The following is a 15,787-nucleotide window of genomic DNA, read 5'->3' as shown; positions in this document are numbered from 1 at the left end:
AGTGTCAGGTGACATGCAGGATGAAAATCCCGAGCAGAACCAGAAGCGCGATCACCAGCGCAAACAGCACCAGCTCGGGCCAGTTGGTTCCTTGGCTGTCCGGGGCCTTGCCGCTTTCGATCGCGGCGCGCAGCATCCGCATGCGCACGAAGGCGAGGATCACCACGACCCCGCCGCTCAGCACCATCGCCAGATCGGACCATTGCGGAAGATCCGTCCGGGTCAACTTCGCCGCGGTGAGCCCGACCCCGACGATCGCGACGGCCGTGCGGAGCCACGCGAGGAAGGTCCGCTCGTTGGCGGCGTGATCCTTGAAGTTCTCGTTCACGGCCACTCTCGAGCCTGCCTTTCCATCGCATCTCGCGCGATCCGCTGCGACACGCCACGCAAGGCGGCGCGCACCGCGCGCTCCTGTATCGGAATCGCATCTGCGGCCCGATCGGTTCCCCTATCCCCGGAAGCGGTCTGCCGCCCTGCCCCTTGGGGAACCCCGCCCCGCTTTCAACTCATCTCACGGCAATCGTGAGCCGCGGATCACGAGATCGTTGCCCCGATCAGCGCTGCGGGAGCGCCTCGCGAGCGTCCCGCCAGCGGATTTCCGCCCGAAAAACAAGGCCCGGCTGGCGCGTGCGCTTTCCGCAGAGGAAGGCTCTCCGAGCGGCTCGTTCAACCAAGATCATCATCGCGTGAGGAGAGGTGGTCGCGCCCCCGTGACTGCATCATTCTGGGCGCTCGCGAACATCCGGCGCCCGCGCCACATGGTCGTGATCGTCCCTCGGCGGGCGTCGGTGCGCCCGACATCTGCATACATCTGAATGTTTGGAACAGATCACTCCGCCATGCATTGTTCGTGAAAACGACGTGAACAAGAACCGACCGACCGGGCTAAAGGGAGAATGGAACAGTGACGAGCATCCACGCGTCGCACCGGCTCGGCCCGGGTCAAACCTGACACCGGAGCCAGCCAATGCAAATCACCGAAACGCTCGGCCTGCTGCTCGCCCTCAGCTTCGTCATCTCGCTACTGGCGTTGACGATCCTGATCTGGGCGATCGCGAACAAGCAGGTCCACACGCCAGACGCCGACGATGCGCGGACCATCTTCGAGCCCGGCGAGGGCGCGGATACCGACGCGCCCAACGACCCTCACCACTTCAACGCGGCGCGCGCCGGTATCGACGCGAGTTCCTCCAGCGTCGTGATGTGGCTCATCGCGGCGGCGGTGTTCTGGCTGATCTACGGCTCGCTGCACGGGCTGGCCGCCTCGCTGGAACTGCACCTGCCCGATCTGATGTCGGGAACTGCGCAGATGACCTTCGGGCGGATGCGCACGGTGCACCTGAACTCGGTCGCCTATGGCTGGGCGAGCCAGGGCGGCCTCGCCGCCGTCTGCTGGATCCTCCCGCGTATCTTCCGCACCGAACTGCGCATGACGGGCCTTCTGAAGACCGGGATCGTGCTTTGGAATATCGGCCTCGCCGCAGGCGTGTTCGCCATCGCGAACGGCTGGACCGACGGGCTCGAATGGCTCGAGATCCCGTGGCAGATCGACATCGTCCTCGCAGCCGGCGCAGCCTGTTTCGTGGCCCCTCTGATCGCGACCGCGAAGCACCGCAACGTCCATCACATCTACGTCTCCGGCTGGTATTTCCTCGCCGCGGTGCTCTGGTTCCCGGTGCTGTTCGTCATCGCCAACATTCCCGGCGTCCATCACGGGGTCGAGCAGGCCACGATGAACTGGTGGTACGCCCATAACGTGCTGGGCCTCTGGTTGACGCCGCTGGGCGTGGGCGCGGCCTATTACTTCATCCCGAAGATCATCGGCAAACCGGTCTATTCCTACGCGCTCTCGCTGGTTGGCTTCTGGGCGCTGGCGCTGTTCTACAGCCAGGTCGGCATCCACCACCTGATCGGCGGCCCGGTCCCGACCTGGCTGGTGACGCTCTCGGTCGTCCATTCGGTGATGATGTTCGTTCCCGTGATCGCGGTGGCGATCAACCAGCACGTCACGGTGGCGGCCAATCTCTGGGCGCTCAAGGAGTCGATCCCGCTGCGCTTCATCTCCTTCGGGGCGGTGATGTACACGCTGGCCTCGTTCCAGGGCTCGATCGAGGCGCTGCGCTCGGTCAACACGATCACCCACTTCACCCATTACACGGTGGCGCACGCGCATCTGGGCGCCTATGCCTTCGTGTCGCTGGTGCTGATGGGCGTGATCTATCAGGTCGTGCCGCGCGCGATCGGGAAATACTGGCCCTTCCCGCGGATGATCGCATGGCATTTCTGGCTGAACGTGATCGGCTTCGCGATCTACTTCTTCTCGCTGACCATCGGCGGCGTGCTGCAGGGCCTTGCCCAGCTCGATGCGACGAAGCCCTTCGCCGACAGCGTGACCCTGCTCAAGCCCTATCTTGAAGGCCGTTCGCTCGGCGGCGGGCTGATGACGCTGGGCCATGTGCTGCTGGCGATCAACCTCATTGCGCTCGGCTTTTCCAAGAAGACCCGTGAGACCGAAACCGACAACATGGTGGCTGCAGAATGAACCGCTATCTTCCTCTCGCAATCACGGCGCTGGCGATCCTCGCGCTCGCGACCCTGTTCCTGGTGATCGCGCCGGGCATGCAGATCAGCGCACAGGGACCGACGACGGGGCTCAAGCCTTACACCGAGGCCGAGGCGCGCGGCCGTGAGGTCTATGTCTCGCTGGGCTGCCTCTACTGCCATTCGCAGCAGCCGCGTTCGCTGGCACAGGCCCCCGATGCCGAACGCGGCTGGGGCCGGGCCTCGGTCGCGGGCGACTACGCCTATGACGCCCCTCACCAGCTGGGCACGATGCGCACCGGGCCGGACCTGATGGATATCGGCGACCGCATGCCCTCTCAGGCATGGCAGCTGACCCATCTCTATCAGCCCCGCGCGATCTCCAGCTGGTCGATCATGCCCGCCTATCCCTACCTCTTCACGCATAAGGACAAAGCCGGGCCTGACGATGTGGTGGTCAAGCTGCCGGCGAAATACGCGCCCAAATCCGGTGTGATCGTGGCCAAGCAGGATGCGCTCGACCTCGTGAAGTATCTGCAAGGCATGACACGCCAATACGCTCCGCCGAAGGACGGTCTGCGCGACAACGGCTACGCGCTGATCGCCGAGAAGCAACGCGAAGCGACCGATGCCACCAAGGCCTCGAACTGAGACGACGGAGACAAGAATGACCGAAAAGAAACCCGATCCCCGGCGTCCCGACGAGACTTTCGAGCCGTTCGAGGCAACCCGCCGCATCCCGTGGCCCGTCTATTCGATCGCGATCGCGCTCGCGATCTGGGGGGTGATCATGCTGGTCCAGACCAGCACCGCCGTCCAGGTCGCGGACAAGGCGCAAACCGAAGCGGCCAAGCAAGAGCCCACGAAACTCGCGCAGGCCGCCGCGCCCGATCTCGACGCGGGCAAGACGCTGTTCGCGGACAATTGCGCGACCTGCCATGGCGATGCCGGTGAAGGCGTCACCGGCGCCTTCCCCCCGCTGCACGGCTCTGACATCGTGAAGCTGGGCGGCGCCAAGGCGGTGACCCAGATCGTGATGCGCGGCATCGGTGGCAAACTCAACGTCAATGGCGAGAGCTACGAGGGCGAGATGCCCGCCTTCGGCTCTGTTCTCAGCGACACAGAAATCTCCGAAGTCGTATCCTATGTGGCCACCGGGCTCAATGACGACGCCAAGACCATCAGTGCCCCGGAGGTCGCCGATATCCGCAAGGTGGCGGGCGACATGGACCCGCTCGATGGCGGCGCCGGCCTCGCAGGGCTGATAAACAACCTGCCCGCGCAGCCGGAAACCGCAGCTGCCGAGAAAGGCCCCGGGTCCGAGCGCGTCGCGCAGCTCGTCAGTCAGGGCTCGGACACGGTCTGGGCCTGCGCAAGCTGTCACGGCGACAAGGGCGAAGGCACCGAGACCGTGCCGCGGCTGGCGGGCCTCCCGGCGCCCTATCTGGCCAAGCAGTTGCACGACTTCCAGAAAGGCACCCGGCCCAACGACTCGATGGCCTATGTGGCCCAGGGTCTGAGCGATCAGGAAATCGTCGAACTGGCGAACTACTACGCCACGATGACCAGCCCCTCGGGCGCGAAGCCTTCTCTGGAAGGCGATCTCAAGCGCGGCGCACAGCTTGCCAAGGAAGGCGACTGGTCGATCGGCGTTCCGGCTTGCTTCACCTGTCACGGGCCCTCGGGCGTCGGCGTCGCGCCGAATTTTCCCGGGATCGCCGCGCAGCAGCCGGCCTATGTCGCGCATCAACTCGCGATGTGGGCAGGCGGCGCGCGCCATAACTCGCCGCTCGGCCTGATGGCGGGGATCGGCAAGGCGCTGAACGATGCGGATCGGCGCGCGGTGGCCGATTACCTCGCCTCGCTCGCCCCGATGCCGGCGATGGACAAAACCGAACTGGCCGCGATGGAAAGCAACATCCCGGTGCGTGAAGGAGTGGATCAATGAGTAACAAGCACCCGTCCGACATCCCTCCGCGCGGAGAGACCGCCCCCTCCCGCGGCAAGACGGCCCTGCGCGCGATCCTCGCGGTAGGCGGTGGCCTCGCACTGGTCGTGCTGGGCTCGCTGCTGGTAAATTTCGGCCTCGCACCCAGCTGGTTGACCGGCGCCACGCGTGACCAGAGCGAAGCCGAGGCCGCCGCGCAGCAAAGCGGCGGCGACACGCAGCAGGCGAAGCTTTTCACCCCGCCTGCGGAGAGCACCATTCCCGACGACGATTTCGGCAAGTCGGTCCGCCGAGGCATGGCGATTTTCAACGATACCGGCACCAACGCGCATGACTTCGTCGGAAACGACCTGTCCTGCTCGAACTGCCACCTCGACGCGGGCCGTCAGGCCTTCTCCGCGCCGATGTGGGCCGCCTACCCGGTCTATCCGAAATATCGCGGCAAGAACAAAATGGTGAACACCATGGAGGACCGCATCAAGGGCTGCTTCACCTATTCGATGAACGCGCAAGGTTCGCCCTCGGGGGGACCGCCGCCCTATGGCTCGGATGTCTATCGCGATCTGCAGGCCTATTTCTTCTGGATGTCCAAGGGTCTGCCCACGGGCGAGAAACCGGAAGGCGCAGGCTTCGGCAAGATCGACAAGCCCGCGAAAGAGCCCTCGCGCCAGCGCGGCGAAGCGGTCTTCGCCCAGAACTGCGCGGTTTGCCACGGCGCCGACGGGCAGGGTCAGAAGGACATCAACGGCAAGGTCGTCTTCCCGCCGCTCTGGGGGCCGAACAGCTTCAACTGGGGCGCGGGCATGCACAAGATCAACGCCGCCGCCGCCTTCATCAAGCATAACATGCCGCTGTCGGAGCCGAACAAACTGACCGTGCAGGAAGCCTGGGACGTGGCCGCCTTCGTCGACAGCCATCCGCGCCCGAACGACCCGCGGCAGATCGGCGACGTGACGGTGAAGGACGCCGTCGACAAATGGCACCACAACCATCAGGGCTTCTACGGCAAAGAGGTCGACGGCAAGCTGATGGGTCCGGGATATCCCTCCAGCGATCAGGCCTCGGCGCCTGCGCAAAACGAAAGTTCGGGAGGCTAAGCCTTTCCATTAGACCTCCTAGAACGGGCCGGCGCAGCAATGCGCCGGTCTTTTCCTTTTGAGCCCTTCCCGCGGCGGCCCGCGCTTGCCTTTGGCGATCTGCGCTGCAATATGTCTGATGAAACATATCGAAGGAGGCCCCATGTCCCTGCCCCGCATCCTCGCCCTTGCGCTTACGACGGCGAGCCTCGCGCTACCCGCCCGCGCAGAGGAGGTCACGATCTTCGCCGCCGCGTCGATGAAGACCGCGCTCGATCAGGTGGCCAAAGCGTGGGAGACGAAGACCGGCGACGTGGCGCATATTTCCTTCGCCGGGTCCGGTGCGCTGGCCCGCCAGATCGCCGCCGGAGCACCGGCCGATATCTACATCTCCGCAAATCCGGGCTGGATGGAGACGGTCGCGAAGACGGGCCGCATCAAGGTGCAGGAGGACCTGCTGGCCAACCACCTTGTGCTGATCGCCCATGATCCGAAAGCGAAACCGGTGACGATTTCTCGCGAGCTCGATTTCGACGCGCTTCTGAATGGCGGCAAGCTGGCCATGTCGCTGGTGAACGCGGTGCCCGCAGGCCAATACGGCAAGGCGGCGCTGGAGCATTACGGGCTCTGGTCCAAGGTCGAGCCCGAAGTCGCGCAGGCCGATAACGTGCGCGCGACACTTGCGATGGTGGCACTTGGCGCGGCACCCTACGGGATCACCTATGCGACCGACGCCGTGGCCGAGCCGCGCGTGCATGTCGTGGCGACCTTCCCCGAAGACAGCCACCCACCGATCCGCTACCCCGCCGCCCGCCTCACCGATAGCGACGCGGCGAAAAGCTTCTATGCCGAGCTGAAATCCGACGCCGCCGCGAAGATCTTCCACGAGCAAGGCTTCGAGACACTGAAATGAGCTGGCTGTCGTCCTCCGACTGGCAAGCAGTCTTTCTCTCGCTGAAAGTGGCAGGCTGGGCGACGCTGCTGTCATTGCCGCCAGGGCTGTTCGTCGCCTATGCGCTGGCCCGCTGGCGCTTTCCGGGGCGCAGCCTCGTCAACGGGCTGGTGCATCTGCCGCTGATCCTGCCGCCGGTCGTCACTGGCTACCTCTTGCTGATCGGTTTCGCGCCGAACGGGGTGATCGGGGCGGCGCTGGCGCGGGTCGGGATCACGGTCGCCTTCTCGTGGCGCGGCGCGGCACTGGCCGCCGGGATCATGGCCTTTCCGCTGATGGTGCGCGCGATCCGGCTCGCGATCGAGGCGGTGGACCCGAAGCTGGAACAGGCGGCCTCCACCCTCGGGGCCTCGCGCATCGCCAGTTTCGCAACGATCACCCTGCCCCTGATCCTGCCCGGCATCCTTGCGGGCGCGATCACCGCCTTCGCCAAGGCGATGGGCGAATTCGGCGCGACGATTACCTTCGTCTCGAACATCCCCGGCCAGACCCAGACCCTGCCGCTCGCGATCTATTCGCAATTGCAGGTGCCGGGCGGCGAGGTCGAGGCCGCGCGGCTGGTGGTGATCTCGGTCACGCTGGCGCTTGGCGCGCTGTTGGTCTCGGAGTGGCTGGCGCGTCGGATCGCGGCGCGGATCGCGGGACAGAACTGATGCTGGAAATCTCGCTCAGCCATCGCCTGCCGGCGCTCGATCTCGACGTAGACTTCACCGCGCCTGAGGGCGTGACCGCGCTGTTCGGCCCGTCCGGCGCGGGCAAGACGACCGTGGTGAACGCGGTCGCGGGGCTGCTGCGGCCCGACCGGGGGCGGATCGTCATCAATGGAGAGGTGCTGCTCGAGACCGAGGCCGGGATCTGCCTGCCGCCCCACAAGCGCCGCATCGGTTATGTCTTCCAGGACGCCCGGTTGTTCCCGCATCTGAGCGTCAGATCAAACCTACTCTACGGGCAGCGTTTCAACAAAACCAAGACCGCGCCGGAGTTCGACCGCATCATCGATATGCTCGGCCTCGGCGCGCTGCTGGAGCGCCGTCCCGCCGCGCTCTCGGGCGGTGAGAAAAGCCGCGTCGCGCTTGGTCGCGCGATCCTGTCGAACCCGCGGATGCTGCTGATGGACGAGCCACTCGCCGCGCTGGACGCTGCGCGAAAATCGGAAATCCTTCCCTATATCGAGAGGTTACGGGACGAAGTTAAACTTCCTGTCCTGTATGTCAGCCACGCACCGGCCGAGGTCGCGCGTCTCGCCACATCCATCGCGCTGATCGAGGCCGGCCGCCTGCGCGGCTTCGGCCCCGCGCGCAAGATTCTGTCCGATCCGACACTCGCCCCCGCGCTCGGGCAGCGCGAAGCGGGGGCGGTGATTTCGGGACGTGTCATGGCGCAGGAAGCCGATGGCCTGACCCGGATCGAAACCGCAGGCGGGCCGGTGCTGCTGCCATATCGGGAAGGTCAGCCCGGCCAATCGCTGCGGCTGCGCATCCATGCGGGGGACGTGACTCTTGCGGTTGCGCGCCCCGAAGGCCTCTCTGCGCTCAACATCCTGCCGGTGACGGTCACGGAGCTGCGTCCTGCGGCTCCCCCCAGCGTCTATGCCCGCCTGAAGATGGGCGACGAGCATCTGCTGGCCCGGCTCACCACCCGCTCGGTCGCGGCGCTTGGCCTGACCGAGGGGAAGAGGTGCCACGCGATCATCAAGGCGATGTCGGTGGCCTCCGAGGATGTGGGCTAGCAGGCTAGCGGGGCTTACCCCGCCAGCAGCGCCGCGTTACCGCCCGCCGCCGTGGTGTCGACGCACAGATGCCGCTCGTGGAGGACATCGGCCTTCTGCACAGCGCCGGTGGTCAACGTCAGGATCGGGCCCTCGCGTTTCGCCAGCGCTTTCACAAGGGCGCGCGTATCGTGGCCCCACCAGATGGCGCCCGCGATATCCTCAAGCGTTTCAAGCACGTCCGGGGCGATCTTGCCATCGGCCCCGACGGCCACACCGCCCAGCTTCTCGACTTCCTTGATCTGCGCCACCTGCGCAGCTTCACCCGGCCCGAGGCACAGGATCGGCCCGCGCGGATAGCGGCGCAGCGTGTTAGCCTCGCCCGTCGGGCCCGGCAGTTCCAGCGCCTCGAGCGGCCCCGCCGCCTCGGCCTTCGCCGCCGCTTTCGCAAGCTTTTTGCGCAGCGTGTCGAGATCGGCCTTGTGGCCCCATTCGCCGTTTTTCGACGACGCCTCAGGCGCCATCGCGAAGCGGGTCAGGTAAAGCGGTCCACCCGCTTTCGGCCCCGTGCCCGACAGCCCCTCGCCGCCGAAGGGCTGCGAGCCCACGACCGCGCCGATCTGGTTGCGGTTGACGTAAAGGTTGCCGACATGCAGCGCGTCCGAGACCTCCTGCACGCGGTTGTCGATCCGGCTGTGCAGACCGGCGGTCAGCCCGTAGCCGGTGGCGTTGATCGCGTCGAACACCTTCTCGATATCCTCTGCGCGATAGGTCGCGATATGCAGAACCGGGCCGAAGACCTCACGCTCCAGCGCCTCGATGCCGGAGATTTTCACCAGCGTCGGCGCGATGAAATGGCCCTTCGACGGCGCGTCGAGCTTGTGCAGCACGCGGCCCTCTTTCTCGGCATTCGCAATATAGCCCGCGATATCCTCCTGAGCTTCGCCGTCGATCACCGGGCCGACATCCGTCGACAGATACCACGGATCGCCCAGCGACAGCTCGTCCATCGCGCCCTTGATCATCGAAATCAGGTTCTCGGCCACGTCTTCCTGCACATAGAGGCAACGCAGCGCCGAGCAGCGCTGACCCGCCGACTGGAAGGCCGAGGCGATGATGTCGCGCGTCGCCTGTTCGGGCAGCGCGGTCGAATCCACGATCATCGCGTTCAGACCACCGGTTTCCGCGATCAGCGGCGCGGTCGGGTCGAGATTGTCGGCCATCGACCGGCGGATCATCTTCGCCGTCTCGGTCGAGCCGGTGAAGGCGATGCCCGCGATCTTCGGGTTGGACGACAGGGCTGCGCCCACCGTCTCGCCCTGACCCGGCAGCAGTTGCAGCACGTCGCGCGGCACGCCCGCCTCATGCATCAGGCGCACGGCGATGGCGGCGACGAGCGGCGTCTGCTCGGCCGGTTTCGCGATCACGCCATTACCGGCAGCCAGCGCCGCCGAAATCTGCCCGGTGAAAATCGCCAGCGGGAAGTTCCACGGGCTGATCGCCGCGAAGATGCCGCGCGCCGTCGGGTCGCTCTCTTCGGCCTGCGCCGAATAATAATGCAGGAAGTCGACCGCCTCGCGCAATTCGCCCACGGCGTCGAGCTGGCTCTTGCCCGCCTCTTTCGCAAGCACCGCGAAGAAGGGGCCGAAGTTTTCCTCGTAAAGCTCCGCCACGCGACGCAGAACGGCGGCACGCTCAGCGACCGGGGCAGCCCACGGACGCGCAGCGTCGATGGCGGCCGCGACACAGGCCTCGTCGGCCTCGGTGACCTTGGCCACCTCTTCGCCGGTCGAGGGGTTGATGACGGCCACGGGCTCGCCCGTCGCCTCGCCCGCCACCAGCGGGCCCGCATCCGGGATCGCCACATTGCGGGCCGCATCGATGCGCGCCAGCGTGCCCTCGTCGGTCAGATCGAAGCCCATGGAATTCTCGCGGGACTCGGCGAACACCTCCGAGGGAAGCTTGAGCATCGCCGAACGCTCGGCCGTCTCGAGTTGCACGAACGGGTCTTCCGCGATGGTTTCGGGCGCCACGTCCTCATCGACGATCTGGTGCACGAAGGAAGAGTTCGCGCCGTTCTCCAGCAGGCGACGCACCAGATAGGCCAACAGGTCGCGATGCGCGCCGACGGGAGCGTAGATGCGGCAGCGGGTGCCCTCTTCGCGGTGGACGATCTCGTGCAGACGCTCGCCCATGCCATGAAGACGCTGGAACTCGTAGGGACGGCCCTCGGCCATCTCGAGGATCGCCGCGACCGAATGGGCATTGTGGGTCGCGAATTGCGGATAGATGCGGTCGGTGTAGCTGAACAGCTTGCGCGCATTGGCAAGGTAGCTGACATCGGTCGCAGCCTTCGTGGTGAACAGCGGGAAGTCCGGCAGGCCTTCGACCTGCGCGAGCTTCATCTCGGTGTCCCAATAGGCGCCTTTCACCAGACGCACCATGATCTTGCGGTCGAGCTTTTCCGCCAGCGCGCCCAGCCAGTCGATCACGAGGCTCGCGCGTTTGCCGTAAGCTTGCACGACCACGCCGAACCCGTCCCAGCCGGCAAGCTCGGGGTCGGACAGAACCTCCTTGATGATCTTGAGCGAGATCACCAGACGGTCCTGCTCCTCGGCGTCGATGTTGAGGCCCATATTCCCGGCCTTCGCGGCCTTCGCCAGATCCTTGAGCACCGGCACGATCTCGGCCATCGCGCGCTCTTCCTTGGCGACCTCGTAGCGCGGATGCAGCGCCGAGAGTTTCACCGAGATGCCGGGATTTTCGGCCACAGGGCGGTCCTTGCAGACCTTCGTGATGGCGGCGATGGCGTCGGCGTAATCCTTCGCGTAGCGCTTGGCGTCGCGCGCGGTGCGAGCGGCCTCGCCCAGCATGTCGTAGCTGTAGGTATAGCCGCGATCTTCGAGCTTCTTCGCGCGGCTCAGCGCGTCCTTGATCGTCTCGCCGAGGACGAACTGGCGGCCCATCTCCTTCATCGCGCGGCTGACGGCGGCCCGGATCACCGGCTCGCCCAGACGGCGCACGGCACCGCGCAGCACGCCTGCCATGCCGGGCTTTTCGTCTTCGAGCACGCGGCCCGTCAGCATCAGCGCCCAGGTCGAGGCGTTGACCATCGAGGACGACGCGGTGCCCATGTGCTTGCCCCAGTCCGACGGTGCGATCTTGTCTTCGATCAGCGCGTCGATCGTCTCGGCATCGGGCACGCGCAGCATCGCCTCGGCGAGGCACATCAGCGCCACGCCTTCCTGCGTGGAGAGGCCATATTCCGCGAGGAAATGCTCCATCAGCGTCGGTTTGGCTTCGGTCCGGATACGGCGCACGAGCTTAGCCGCGCGGGCGGAGATCTGCTTGCGATCACTCTCGCTCAGTTCGGCCTGGCCCTTTAGCCGCTCCAGAAGCGCGGCTTCTTCGGCGAATTTCGCCTGTGTCGTGAACTGATCGAACGTGTCGCCCATGCGATCCTCCCTTGAGTCTGATTGTCCGATGCTATTCGATTTCCCCTAGGCGATTGGCGCAAAGATTTGCTAAGCGATGGTCTCTGGAACTTATTTTTGGAGACTCTGTAGCCCATGAGTGAAGAGATCGATGCGATCGACAGGCGAATCCTCAACGAGCTTATCGCCGATGCACGCCTTCCCGTGGCTGAGATAGCGCGCAGGGTCGGCTTGTCGAAGACGCCGGTGGCCGCGCGCATCCGCCAAATGGAGGAAACCGGGCTCATCAAGGGCTACCGGGCGATGATCTCACCGATCAAGCTGGGGCTGACCCATGTGACCTATATCGAGCTGAAATTGAGCGATACGCGCGAGACCGCGCTGAAGGCGTTCAACGCCGCGGTGCGCGCGATCCCCGAGGTCGAAGAGTGCTACATGATCGCCGGGGGCTTCGATTATCTAGTGAAGATCCGCGCCCGCGACATGGCCGATTACCGGCGGATCATGTCGGAAGAGCTGTCCACCCTGCCCCATGTCCATTCCTCGTCGAGCTATGTCGCGATGGAGACCGTGGTGGAGGCCAGCGCGCCGCCCTTGGAGTGAGGTTACAGAGGGCAGCGCCCGATCGCCGGGCGGGCGTCCCTCGTCATGTGGTCCGTACTTAATCGCGGCCAAATCCGGATGACCTCGATCCGCGCGCTGACGTCACCCAAGCGCCCGCCCGAGGGGGCGGTCGGGCGCTGCCCGGGCCGCTTCGCGGCTGTTCCGGGCAAGCAGATTGCGTTCGTTCAGATCGAGGCCCTCTCTACGCTTCCCTGTCCCTGCACGCGCATATTGGCAATAGTTGTCCACTTGGCACAGGGCGACCAGCCCCGGGCCGCGCCCGACCCTCACCACATTAGGCGCAATAGAAAAGGCGGCAGGTCCCCCCGCCGCCTCTCGATCCGATCAGGTCGAACTCACTCGCCCTGTTTCTTGATCCGCCCGTCGAGCTTGGGCGCGACCGTCCCCTTGCCCTCGATATAGGTCATCACGTCATTGGCCATCAGGTTGCCGTTCCCGGCATTCACGATGACCTTGCCGCCGCCGAGCGACGTGTAGCCGTCGCCGCCGCCCAGCATGTAATCGTTGGTCGCGACCTTGTAGACCTTGTCCTTGTCGAGCGGCTGACCGCCCACCTCGACCGAGACCACGCGCGACCCGGCCGGTGCGGAGGGATCGTAGACCACGCTCATGCCCGAGATCTGCGGGAAACGGCCCGCACCGTTCTCGACCTGGCTGAAGCCGTTCTCCAGCGCGCTCAGGAGCTGCGAGCCGGGGATCTCGGTCACCACCGTCTTGTTGCCGAAGGGCAGCTCGGTCAGCACGTCCTTGCGGGTGATCTTGTGGCCCGCATCATAGGTCGTGTCGCCCCGGATGCCGCCGCCATTGATCAGCGTCACATCGGCCTTGGTCGCGTCGCGCAGCGCATCGGCGATCAGATCGCCCATCGTGCTCTCCTGCGAGCGCACCACGTTGCGCCGCGAGTCCAGTTCGGTCTCCGACGTGCCGATCTGCTGGCCGAGATTGTCGTCGAGTTGCTGCTTGAAGCCGTTGACCAGCTTCATCGATTCCGGATCCGGCGTCACATTCGCGGTGTCGATCCAGCGGAAATCCGGGGTCCAGCTGATCTTGCGCTTGCCGTCCTTCTCGGAGATGTCGACGGTCAGATCGACCGGCATCAGGTAGCGCGCGTCGATCGAGGTCTCCACATAGGCCGTGATCCCGTCATAGAACATCGCATTGAGGTGGTCGTCGCCCGAGATGATGACGTCGAAATCCTTGCTCGCGATCAGGTCGCGGTCGTTCGACTGATCGGTCTGCACGACGCCGATCACCAGATCCGCGCCATCCTCGCGCGCCTTCTTGGCTGCTGCGATCGCGCTGTCCACGGTCGGCCCGAATTTCAGATCGCCCGAATTGGCGACCTCGGGCGTCGTGTCCTGCGCGACCGGAACGAGCGCGACCTTGAGACCGGCGATCTCTTTCGTCATCACGCCGCCCAGACCCTGAACCGGCGAGCCGTCTTTCTGGGTGATGTTGATCGCGGCCCACGGGTATTTCGAGGCTTCCATCTTCTTCTCGAAATTCTGCGGGCCGAAATCGAATTCATGGTTGCCCGGCACCGCGATATCGAAGGGCACGATATTGGTCAGGTCGATCGTGTTCTGACCTTCGTCGATCCCCGACAGAAGCGAGGGCGAGAGCATGTCGCCATCGAACACATAGAGCGTGTTGGGATTGTCCGCGCGCTCCTTCTTGGCGACCGCGTTGAGCCGGGCGAACCCGCCGCGCTCGCCATCACCGTCGAAATTGTAGATATCGCCAACCCCGAGGATCGTGAGCTTCACCGTCTCGGCCTGAATGGGCCCGGCGGCGAGAAGCCCGGTCGAGGCGGCGCCCAGCATGAGGGCAGCCAGACGGCGCTTGAAATCGGACATTTCGGTCTCCCTGCGGAATGAATTTATTCATAGACCCCGAACGGCCGCATGGCCCGGGGCGTGGGAGAAAGCTTAGCCGCACTCTGTCATCGCGCAAACCTCAAGTCAGATGACCTCGCGTTCACGATCGGGCGCGCGCCTCTTTTCGCGTCACCCCGCGCAGATCAACGCGCTGGGTACGCTTTCAGACCAACACGCCCGCCAAGCGCGCGAACAACGCATGCGCCGCCGCCTCGTCGATCAGGTCGACGGTGAATTGCGCGAAGGTCAGGCCGGTCTCCGGCGCGCTGGAGAACATGACGCGAACGTCCTCGCCCGACTCGGTGATCATGTCGAGCTGCCCGCCGAAGACGGTCGTGTAGCTTCCCGCGAATCCGGACATCATGGCCTCCAAAGCCTTGGCGCAGGCCACGATCTCGTCCGACGACCCTTTGACGGGCCGCAAGATCCGGTCGCTGGGGCCGATCCGCCCGGCAAGCTGCAGCCCCTCGGGCAACTCGATACCCAGCCGGAGCCGCGTGGTGGCGAGAAGCAGCGGGCTTTCCTGCTCCACCGGGGCCTCCCTCTCGGCCTCGGTTTCAGGCACGACGCCGCCGGTGACATTCGGCCCCGGCTTGAGCGCGGGCTCTCGAACGGGCTCGCGCGCAGGATCGCGAAGGGGTTTCGACGCCCGCGTGACACGACGTGGCGACACCTCGGGCGTGCGGTCGACGGGGTTCGGGTCCGGCCGATACTCGGGCTCGGCCCCGGGGGGCGCAACCGGCGCGACCGGCGCGCCCGAATTTGCGGGCTCGGAGCTGCGTTTACGCTCCCCGGGCGCGCGGAACGGCAAGATCGCCCCGCCATGTTCCGAGAGCAGCGGGGACGGCGCGTCATGGGCCCCGATCGCCAGATCCGCCTCGGTCTCGGGATCGAGCGCGTCGAGCCCGGCCACCGCGCGCCCTGTCATCGCCCCGAGCGCCGCGATCAGCGCCGCGCCGCCGCTACGCTGGAACGCTTCATCCGAAGTCTCGGCGGCACGCAACAGGTCGCGCGATCCGTGCAGAAATGCGATCCGCGAGAAATACGCCGCCGACTCGCGCTGAACCCGTGCCTTCAGCTTCGCCCGGTCCCTGTCGTTGCGCAGCTTGTCGCCACGCGAAATCGCGAGCAGGCAATCGGACGGGCGCGCAGACCCCAGACATTCGATCAGAGTCTTTTCGGTCAGCCGCCATGCCTGCGAGGCGATCGTGACCCAAATCATCACGTCGCAGGTGGCGATCAGGCCGACCTGTCCTTCGTTGAGATCCTCGGCGCAGGTCAGCGGCACCTCGACGAATTCGAACCCCTGCAGATGCGGCTGCGCGGAATAGACGTAAATCTCGGAGGGCACGGCGCCGCCCTCTTCGACCTCCGCCGCGTCGATCTCCCGCCCCGTCGCGTCGCGCATCACCACGCCCGGCGTCGCACGGTAGCGCGCGACGACCGTGGGTCGCTCGGTCCGGCCCAGATTGTCGCCGATGCTGCGCGCGCGCAAAATCGCGTTGAGCACCGTGGACTTGCCGGAATTGACCTCGCCGCAGATCGCGACCCGCAACGGTGCGCGGACCGGATCGGGCGGTGCCTGATCGTGGCGGAGGTCTTGTTTGAAGATCATTTGCTTCCTTGT

12 protein-coding genes are annotated in these 15,787 nt (G+C 65.6%); 8 read left to right on the top strand and 4 right to left on the bottom strand.

Annotation, left to right across the window (positions count from 1 at the left end):
- Positions 1–4 precede the first annotated feature (4 nt).
- Entirely contained in the window at positions 5–334 is a 330-nt protein-coding gene (locus B6V76_RS01285) for a DUF202 domain-containing protein (protein ID WP_240496886.1), read from the bottom strand.
- A 633-nt stretch (positions 335–967) separates the two neighbouring features.
- Between B6V76_RS01285 and B6V76_RS01280 the strand changes: the two genes are divergently transcribed.
- The 7 genes from B6V76_RS01280 (at position 968) to modC (ending at position 8,246) form a co-directional block, all read left to right on the top strand.
- Entirely contained in the window at positions 968–2,542 is a 1,575-nt protein-coding gene (locus tag B6V76_RS01280) for a cbb3-type cytochrome c oxidase subunit I (protein WP_240497784.1), read from the top strand.
- Positions 2,539–3,192, top strand: a complete 654-nt coding sequence (locus B6V76_RS01275; RefSeq protein WP_088726468.1) for a cbb3-type cytochrome c oxidase subunit II — start codon at positions 2,539–2,541, stop codon at positions 3,190–3,192. The genes B6V76_RS01280 and B6V76_RS01275 overlap by 4 nt, the downstream gene beginning before the upstream one ends.
- 16 nt (positions 3,193–3,208) lie before the next feature.
- Positions 3,209–4,489: a c-type cytochrome gene (locus B6V76_RS01270; protein ID WP_166504515.1), complete on the top strand. Its 1,281-nt coding sequence runs from the start codon at positions 3,209–3,211 to the stop codon at positions 4,487–4,489.
- The gene (locus tag B6V76_RS01265) at positions 4,486–5,586 is read left to right on the top strand and encodes a c-type cytochrome (RefSeq protein WP_088724387.1); all 1,101 of its coding nucleotides are present in this window, start codon (positions 4,486–4,488) and stop codon (positions 5,584–5,586) included. Before B6V76_RS01270 ends, B6V76_RS01265 begins: the two co-directional genes overlap by 4 nt.
- A gap of 142 nt (positions 5,587–5,728) precedes the next feature.
- Positions 5,729–6,478, top strand: a complete 750-nt coding sequence (gene modA, locus B6V76_RS01260; protein ID WP_088726466.1) for a molybdate ABC transporter substrate-binding protein — start codon at positions 5,729–5,731, stop codon at positions 6,476–6,478.
- Positions 6,475–7,170 (top strand): molybdate ABC transporter permease subunit, encoded by a 696-nt coding sequence (gene modB / locus B6V76_RS01255; RefSeq protein ID WP_088718504.1) that lies wholly within the window; start codon positions 6,475–6,477, stop codon positions 7,168–7,170. Before modA ends, modB begins: the two co-directional genes overlap by 4 nt.
- Entirely contained in the window at positions 7,170–8,246 is a 1,077-nt protein-coding gene (gene modC, locus B6V76_RS01250) for a molybdenum ABC transporter ATP-binding protein (protein ID WP_088726465.1), read from the top strand. The genes modB and modC overlap by 1 nt, the downstream gene beginning before the upstream one ends.
- A 14-nt stretch (positions 8,247–8,260) precedes the next feature.
- Here the strand turns inward: modC and putA are convergent, their stop codons facing one another.
- Positions 8,261–11,680: a bifunctional proline dehydrogenase/L-glutamate gamma-semialdehyde dehydrogenase PutA gene (putA, locus tag B6V76_RS01245; protein ID WP_088726464.1), complete on the bottom strand. Its 3,420-nt coding sequence runs from the start codon at positions 11,678–11,680 to the stop codon at positions 8,261–8,263.
- Positions 11,681–11,794: 114 nt separating this feature from the next.
- On the opposite strand from putA, the gene B6V76_RS01240 reads away from it, so the two are divergent.
- A complete protein-coding gene (locus tag B6V76_RS01240; RefSeq protein WP_075774978.1) occupies positions 11,795–12,262 on the top strand; it encodes an Lrp/AsnC family transcriptional regulator in 468 nt (155 codons plus the stop codon).
- A 356-nt stretch (positions 12,263–12,618) separates the two neighbouring features.
- On the opposite strand, the gene B6V76_RS01235 is transcribed toward B6V76_RS01240, so the two are convergent.
- Together B6V76_RS01235 and B6V76_RS01230 are read right to left on the bottom strand one after the other, a co-directional pair.
- A complete protein-coding gene (locus B6V76_RS01235; RefSeq protein ID WP_088726463.1) occupies positions 12,619–14,139 on the bottom strand; it encodes a bifunctional UDP-sugar hydrolase/5'-nucleotidase in 1,521 nt (506 codons plus the stop codon).
- A gap of 184 nt (positions 14,140–14,323) precedes the next feature.
- Positions 14,324–15,775: a GTPase gene (locus tag B6V76_RS01230; RefSeq protein WP_075774980.1), complete on the bottom strand. Its 1,452-nt coding sequence runs from the start codon at positions 15,773–15,775 to the stop codon at positions 14,324–14,326.
- Positions 15,776–15,787 lie beyond the last annotated feature (12 nt).

Origin of the sequence: Thioclava sp. IC9 (genome assembly GCF_002213225.1) — a bacterium.
In the GTDB taxonomy this organism is placed as follows: Bacteria; Pseudomonadota; Alphaproteobacteria; order Rhodobacterales; family Rhodobacteraceae; genus Thioclava; species Thioclava nitratireducens.
The sequence above is the reverse complement of the archived record's forward strand: the minus strand, read 5'-3'. Positions and strand labels throughout refer to the sequence as shown.

Bases quoted from the DNA above. Each gene is read 5' to 3' on its own strand.
- B6V76_RS01280 (WP_240497784.1), top strand. From the start codon at position 968: ATGCAAATCACCGAAACGCTCGGCCTGCTGCTCGCCCTCAGCTTCGTC.
- B6V76_RS01275 (WP_088726468.1), top strand. From the start codon at position 2,539: ATGAACCGCTATCTTCCTCTCGCAATCACGGCGCTGGCGATCCTCGCG.
- modB (WP_088718504.1), top strand. From the start codon at position 6,475: ATGAGCTGGCTGTCGTCCTCCGACTGGCAAGCAGTCTTTCTCTCGCTG.
- B6V76_RS01270 (WP_166504515.1), top strand. From the start codon at position 3,209: ATGACCGAAAAGAAACCCGATCCCCGGCGTCCCGACGAGACTTTCGAG.
- B6V76_RS01240 (WP_075774978.1), top strand. From the start codon at position 11,795: ATGAGTGAAGAGATCGATGCGATCGACAGGCGAATCCTCAACGAGCTT.
- putA (WP_088726464.1), bottom strand. From the start codon at position 11,680: ATGGGCGACACGTTCGATCAGTTCACGACACAGGCGAAATTCGCCGAA.
- modA (WP_088726466.1), top strand. From the start codon at position 5,729: ATGTCCCTGCCCCGCATCCTCGCCCTTGCGCTTACGACGGCGAGCCTC.
- B6V76_RS01265 (WP_088724387.1), top strand. From the start codon at position 4,486: ATGAGTAACAAGCACCCGTCCGACATCCCTCCGCGCGGAGAGACCGCC.
- B6V76_RS01235 (WP_088726463.1), bottom strand. From the start codon at position 14,139: ATGTCCGATTTCAAGCGCCGTCTGGCTGCCCTCATGCTGGGCGCCGCC.
- modC (WP_088726465.1), top strand. From the start codon at position 7,170: ATGCTGGAAATCTCGCTCAGCCATCGCCTGCCGGCGCTCGATCTCGAC.
- B6V76_RS01230 (WP_075774980.1), bottom strand. From the start codon at position 15,775: ATGATCTTCAAACAAGACCTCCGCCACGATCAGGCACCGCCCGATCCG.